A 5,882-nucleotide genomic window follows, 5' to 3' on the forward strand; every position below is an offset into this window, starting at 1 on the left:
GGGACAGCGCCGATCTGCTGGCGCGCTACGACGCGGTGCTGGACGCGCACCCGGCGCTCGCCGACCGGCTGTCCCCGCTGCGGGCCGCGGTGGCCGCGCACCGGGACGCCTTCGGCGGCACCCCCGACGACAAGGCCGGCAAGGCACAGAAAGACGCGAAGGGCGCGAAGGCGCGGACATCGCCCTCGCCGGTGCCCACCGCCTCCGCCGACCGCAAGGAGGCGCTGACCTCGCTGGCGTCCGCCGAGCGGACCGTGGCGGACCGGCGCGCGGCGGCGCTGCTGGAGGTGCCGGGCGAGCTGGCCCGGCTGATGGCATCGGTGTCGGCGGCCGGGTCCGCGCACGCCTATCTGCTGACGGAGGCGGCGAAGTGAGCGGCGGCCAGAAGACGAAGCAGGCCGAACTGACCGCCCTGCAGGCCGCGTTGGCGGCGGAGCACGCGGCGGTGTACGGCTACGGGGTCGTCGGCGGCCGGATCGGCACGCCCCGGCAGGGCGAGGCCCGCTCCGCGTACGACGCCCACCGCGCGGCCCGCGACACCCTGGCCCGCTCGGTCCGCGATCTGGGCGGGGAGCCGGTGGCGGCGAGCCCCGCCTACGCGCTGCCCTTCTCGGTGGCGGACTCCTCGGCCGCGCTGCGCCTCGCCGCGGAGCTGGAGGAACGTCTCGCCGGGGTCTACGCCGACCTGGTCCGCGCCACCAGCGGCCCCCGCCGCACCACCGCTGCCGCGTCCCTGCGCGAGGCCGCGGTACGCGCGGCCCGCTGGTCGGGCCAGGCCCCTGCCTTCCCTGGCCTCGCGGAACGCACCGAGGACACCACGGGCCGGGCCGGCGCGGCGGACACCACCCCTTCCGGGTCCCCCACGGCCTGAGCGGGCGCCCCGGCCATGGCCCCCGGCCGGACCGGCGGCTCTGAGGGGGTACGTGGAAGGCGTAGCCTTCCCTGGGCCTTCGGTTGTGGGGGTGCCGCAGGGAACAGCAGGCAGACGCAGGAGAAGGGGAACGACTCGCGCATGGCTTTGGAACCGCCCCGGCGACTGGTCCGGGCGAGCCGGGAGACCGCGCCGCCCGGTGACGACTGGCTGGCGGGACTGCCCGAGGCGGCCGAACGTGCCGTCGCCGGACGCGAGTTGACCGTGGACCGGGTGCAGGTGCCGGGCGGCCGGAGCAGCCTGGTGCTGCTCGTACGGCGCGCGGACGGCAGCCCCGCCGTGCTGAAGCTGGCGCCCGCGCGGGCGCGGCCGGAGAGCGAGCGGGCCGCGCTGGCGCACTGGGGCGGCCTGGGTGCCGTACAGCTCCTGGACGGCGGGCCCGAGGACGTGGCGGAGGGTGCGCTGCTGCTGGAGCGGCTGCACCCGGACGTGTCGGTGCGCTCGCTGCCGGAGGCCAAGGCGCTGCTGGAGGCGGCCGGGACGCTGCGCCGCCTGTGGGTGGACCCGCCGGCCGGCGAGGGCGCGCACCGGTTCGAGACGGTGGCCGAGCGTACGGGACGGCAGGCCGAGGCGATGGCCGCGAGCGCCCTGACGGACCCCGACTCGGCGCCCCTCGTGGACGCGGCGCTTGCGGTGCGCGAGGAACTGCTGGCCGGGGCGCCGGACCACCGGCTGCTGCACGGCACGTTCCGGCAGAGCAAGGTGCTCGGCGGGGAGCGGCTGCCGTGGCTGGCGGTGGGCCCGGACCCGGTGGTCGGCGAGTCCGCGTTCGACCTGGCGCGGCTGGTGCGGGACCGGGTGGAGGACCTGATCGCGGTGTCGTCCGGCGCGTCGGTGACCAGGCGCCGGATCAAGCGGCTCGCGGAGTCGCTGGAGGTGGACCAGGAGCGGCTGCGCGGCTGGACGCTGTTCCGGGCCGTGGAGTCCGGGGTACGGGCCCGCCGGGTGGGCCGGGAGCAGGACGCGGACCTGCTGCTGGAGTTCGCCACCTGGCTGTAGCGACGCGTGAGAAGGCCCGGCCGCACCACGCGGCCGGGCCTTCTCACGCATCCGCTCAGGCGGTGAGGCGGGCGATGGCCTCCTCGACCGTCAGCTCCTCGCGCTCGCCGGTCTTGCGGTCCTTCAGCTCCAGCACACCCTCGGCGGAGCGGCGCCCGGCGACCAGGATCTGGGGCACGCCGATCAGCTCGGCGTCGGTGAACTTCACGCCCGGCGACACCCCGGCCCGGTCGTCGACCAGGACGCGGACGCCCGCGGCGGACAGCTTCTCGGCGACGTCGAGGGCCAGCTCGGTCTGGAGCGCCTTGCCCGCGGCGACCACGTGGACGTCGGCCGGGGCGACCTCCTTGGGCCAGCACAGGCCGTGCTCGTCGGCGGTCTGCTCGGCGAGGGCGGCGACGGCGCGGGAGACGCCGATGCCGTAGGAGCCCATGGTGACGCGGACGGGCTTGCCGTTCTGGCCGAGCACGTCGAGCTTGAGGGCGTCGGCGTACTTGCGGCCGAGCTGGAAGATGTGGCCGATCTCGATGGCCCGGTCCAGCTTCAGCCCGGCGCCGCACTTGGGGCAGGGGTCGCCCTCCTGGACCACGACGACGTCCACGTACTCGTCGACCTCGAAGTCACGGCCCGCGACGACGTTCTTGGCGTGCGTGTGCTCCTTGTTGGCGCCGGTGATCCAGTCGGTGCCGGGGGCCACGCGGGGGTCGGCGATGTACTTGACCTTCTCGCCCAGGCCCTGCGGGCCGACGTAGCCGCGCACCAGGTCGGGGCGGCCGACGAAGTCCTCGGCGGTGACCAGCTCGACGGCGGCCGGGGCGAAGTGCGCCTCGACCTTGTCCAGGTCGACCTCGCGGTCACCGGGCACGCCCACGGCGACGATCTCGCCGTCCACCTTGACCAGCAGGTTCTTCAGGGTGGCGGAGGCGGGGACGCCGAGGGAGGCGGCGAGGGTCTCGATGGTCGGGGTGTCCGGGGTGGGGATCTCCTCCAGCGCGGGCACGGCCGAGCCGTCGACGGCGACCAGGTCGTAGTACACGGCCTCGGTGTTGGCGGCGAAGTCGCAGTTGGGGCAGTCGGCGAAGGTGTCCTCGCCGGCCTCGGCCGGGGCGAGGAACTCCTCGGACCGGGAGCCGCCCATGGCGCCCGCGGTGGCCGCGCAGATGCGGTAGTCGAGGCCGAGGCGCTCGTAGATCCGCTGGTAGGCGGCGCGGTGCAGGGCGTAGGAGGAGGCCAGGCCCTCGTCCTCGGTGTCGAAGGAGTACGAGTCCTTCATCAGGAACTCACGGCCGCGCAGGATGCCCGCGCGGGGGCGCGCCTCGTCCCGGAACTTGGACTGGATCTGGTACAGGATCACCGGCAGGTCCTTGTAGGAGGACGCCTGGTCCTTCACCAGGAGGGTGAAGATCTCCTCGTGGGTGGGGCCGAGGAGGTAGTCGCCGCCCTTGCGGTCCTGGAGGCGGAACAGCTCGGCGCCGTACTCGTCCCAGCGGCCGGTGGCCTCGTAGGGCTCGCGCGGCAGCAGGACGGGGAGGACGACCTCCTGGGCGCCGATGGCGTCCATCTCCTCGCGCACGATCCGCTCGACGTTGGCGAGGACCTTGGTGCCCAGCGGCAGCCAGGACCAGATGCCGGCGGCGGTGCGGCGGACGTAACCGGCGCGGACGAGGAGCTTGTGGCTGAGGACCTCGGCGTCCGCCGGGTCGTCGCGCAGCGTCTTCGCCAACAACTTGGACATGCGCTGGACCGGTACGTTCGCCATTTTTCTCGTACTCCTGCCGGAAATGTAGGTGATGGCTAGGAGGTTAGCCGGGCCGCCCGCACGGGCGGAAATCGGTTAGCGACGGCGCAGCGGGAGGGGGGCGCCCATGACGGCGTACGGCTTGGGAGCGCTCGGGAAGTGGACCTGGCGGGCGAGGTCGGTGTAGCCGAGCGAGTGGTACAGGCCGCGGGCGGGGCTGTCGGTGTCGATGGCGGAGAGGATCGAGCGGGGTTCGGCGGCGCTGTCGGTGATGCGGGTGATCAGGCGGCGGCCGATGCCCCGGTTCTGGTGGCCGGGGTGGACGTGCAGCTCGGTGATGACGAAGGAGTCGTCGAGCCAGCCCTCGTTGCCCTCGGCGCGCAGGTAGGGCTCCACGATGGTGGACCACCAGTGAGCGCGGGAGTTGGGCATCCCGTAGACGAAGCCGATCAGCGCGCCCCGGCGGGTGGCGCCGAGTGCGCGGGCACCGGGCATGCGCATGTGGCGCTGGACGATCTGGCGGCGTACGGCGATCTCGTCGGGACCGAGGCCGAAGGCGAGGGCCTGGACGGCGAGGGCCTCGTCGACGTGGGCTTCGAGGTCCAGGGTGCCGATCACGAGGTCCATGCGGCGAGCGTACAGGGGTGGCCCGGTGCGCCCGTCAGAAGAGGATGCTCATGAACTCGCCGACCTCCTGGAACCCCACCCTGCGGTAGGTGGCGCGGGCGGCGGTGTTGAAGTCGTTGACGTAGAGGCTGGCGATCGGCGCTATGTCGGCGAGGGCGTAGCGCAGCACGGCGGCCATGCCGGGGGCGGCGAGGCCCTTGCCCCGGTACTCGGGGGCCACCCAGACGCCCTGGATCTGGCACGCCTGGGCGGTGGCGGCGCCGATCTCGGCCTTGAAGACCACGTTGCCGCTGCTGTCGAGGCGGGCGAAGGAGCGGCCGGAGCCGACGAGTTCGGCGACGCGGGCCTGGTAGAGCAGTCCGCCGTCGCCTGCCGTCGGGGAGACGCCGACCTCCTCGGTGAACATGGCCACGCACGCGGGCATGATCGTGTCCATCTCGTCTTTGCGGACGCGCCGGACATAGGGGTCGGGCTGGATGTCCTCGGGCATGCGGTCGGTGACCATGAGGGGCTGGCGGGCGCGGACCTCGCGGGCGGGGCCCCAGTGCGGTTCCAGCAGGCGCCACAGCTCGGAGGTGGGTCCGGCGGGACCGACGATGGAGGAACAGCGGCGGCCGGCCCGGCGGGCCCGGTCGGCGAAGGCCCGGACGGCGCGGGGGGTGGCGCAGACGGGGACGAGGTTGGCGCCCGCGTAGCAGAGGGACGTGAGCATGCCGTCCTCGTACCAGCCCCACATCTCGCCGCCGAGGCGCCAGGGGTCGAGGCCGGCCACCTGGACGCGGGCGGTCACGAAGGCGTTGGCGACGGGCTCACGGTCGAGGACCGCGAGCGCTGCGTCGAGGTCGCTCGGTTCGAGCACCCGTGAGGTGGTCTGGGTCAACACGTGCGGGGCCTCACCCTGGGGGTTCTGCTGTGGTCCCCGCACTATAGCTGCGCTGCTTTGGGGGTGCGTCTTCAGTTCGGGTGCGCTGTGACCGTTGGCGGGTGCGGGTGCGTCGCGGCTGGTCACGCGGTTCCCCGCACCCCTGGAGGAGGGTGGCCTGCGGCCTGCCCCCCTCCATACCGCGGAGAAGGTTCTCAGCCCGCTACCGCTACCGTCGGCTCGCCCGACGTGATGCCGTCCGCTTCCATCTGCTCGGCGAGCTTCATGGCTTCCTCGATGAGGGTCTCCACGATCTTCGACTCCGGGACGGTCTTGATGACCTCGCCCTTCACGAAGATCTGGCCCTTGCCGTTGCCCGAGGCCACGCCGAGGTCCGCCTCACGAGCCTCACCGGGGCCGTTCACCACGCAGCCCATGACCGCCACCCGCAGCGGGACCTCCATCCCGGTCAGGCCCGCGGTCACTTCCTCGGCCAGCTTGTAGACATCGACCTGGGCGCGGCCGCAGGACGGGCAGGAGACGATCTCCAGGCCGCGCTGCTTGAGGTTCAGCGACTCCAGGATCTGCAGACCCACCTTGACCTCCTCCGCCGGCGGCGCCGACAGGGAGACGCGGATGGTGTCGCCGATGCCCTCGGAGAGCAGGGCACCGAAGGCGACCGCGGACTTGATCGTGCCCTGGAACGCCGGGCCCGCCTCCGTCAC

Annotated in this window: 7 protein-coding genes; 3 read left to right on the forward strand and 4 right to left on the reverse strand. The window is 73.4% G+C overall.

The window, feature by feature from the left end:
- From GT030_RS17880 to GT030_RS17890, 3 genes are all read left to right on the forward strand, one after another.
- On the forward strand, positions 1-374 hold a 374-nt coding region (locus GT030_RS17880; RefSeq protein WP_161201942.1), incomplete at its 5' end, for a hypothetical protein.
- Positions 371-871, forward strand: coding sequence for a ferritin-like domain-containing protein (locus tag GT030_RS17885; RefSeq protein WP_161201943.1), 501 nt, complete (start codon positions 371-373; stop codon positions 869-871). The genes GT030_RS17880 and GT030_RS17885, both read left to right, overlap by 4 nt.
- A 141-nt stretch (positions 872-1,012) precedes the next feature.
- A complete protein-coding gene (locus GT030_RS17890; RefSeq protein ID WP_161201944.1) occupies positions 1,013-1,930 on the forward strand; it encodes an aminoglycoside phosphotransferase family protein in 918 nt (305 codons plus the stop codon).
- A gap of 55 nt (positions 1,931-1,985) precedes the next feature.
- On the opposite strand, the gene GT030_RS17895 is transcribed toward GT030_RS17890, so the two are convergent.
- The 4 genes from GT030_RS17895 to GT030_RS17910 form a co-directional block, all read right to left on the reverse strand.
- Complete coding sequence (locus GT030_RS17895; RefSeq protein ID WP_161201945.1) at positions 1,986-3,689, reverse strand: proline--tRNA ligase; 1,704 nt, start codon at positions 3,687-3,689, stop codon at positions 1,986-1,988.
- A gap of 75 nt (positions 3,690-3,764) precedes the next feature.
- Positions 3,765-4,295 (reverse strand): GNAT family N-acetyltransferase, encoded by a 531-nt coding sequence (locus tag GT030_RS17900; RefSeq protein WP_161201946.1) that lies wholly within the window; start codon positions 4,293-4,295, stop codon positions 3,765-3,767.
- 34 nt (positions 4,296-4,329) lie between these two features.
- Positions 4,330-5,178: a GNAT family N-acetyltransferase gene (locus GT030_RS17905; protein ID WP_161201947.1), complete on the reverse strand. Its 849-nt coding sequence runs from the start codon at positions 5,176-5,178 to the stop codon at positions 4,330-4,332.
- A gap of 194 nt (positions 5,179-5,372) precedes the next feature.
- Positions 5,373-5,882, reverse strand: a 510-nt coding sequence (locus tag GT030_RS17910) for a flavodoxin-dependent (E)-4-hydroxy-3-methylbut-2-enyl-diphosphate synthase (protein WP_161201948.1), incomplete at its 5' end; no start/stop codon positions are given.

The organism is Streptomyces sp. SID1328 (assembly GCF_009865595.1).
Lineage (GTDB): Bacteria > Actinomycetota > Actinomycetes > Streptomycetales > Streptomycetaceae > Streptomyces > Streptomyces griseoluteus.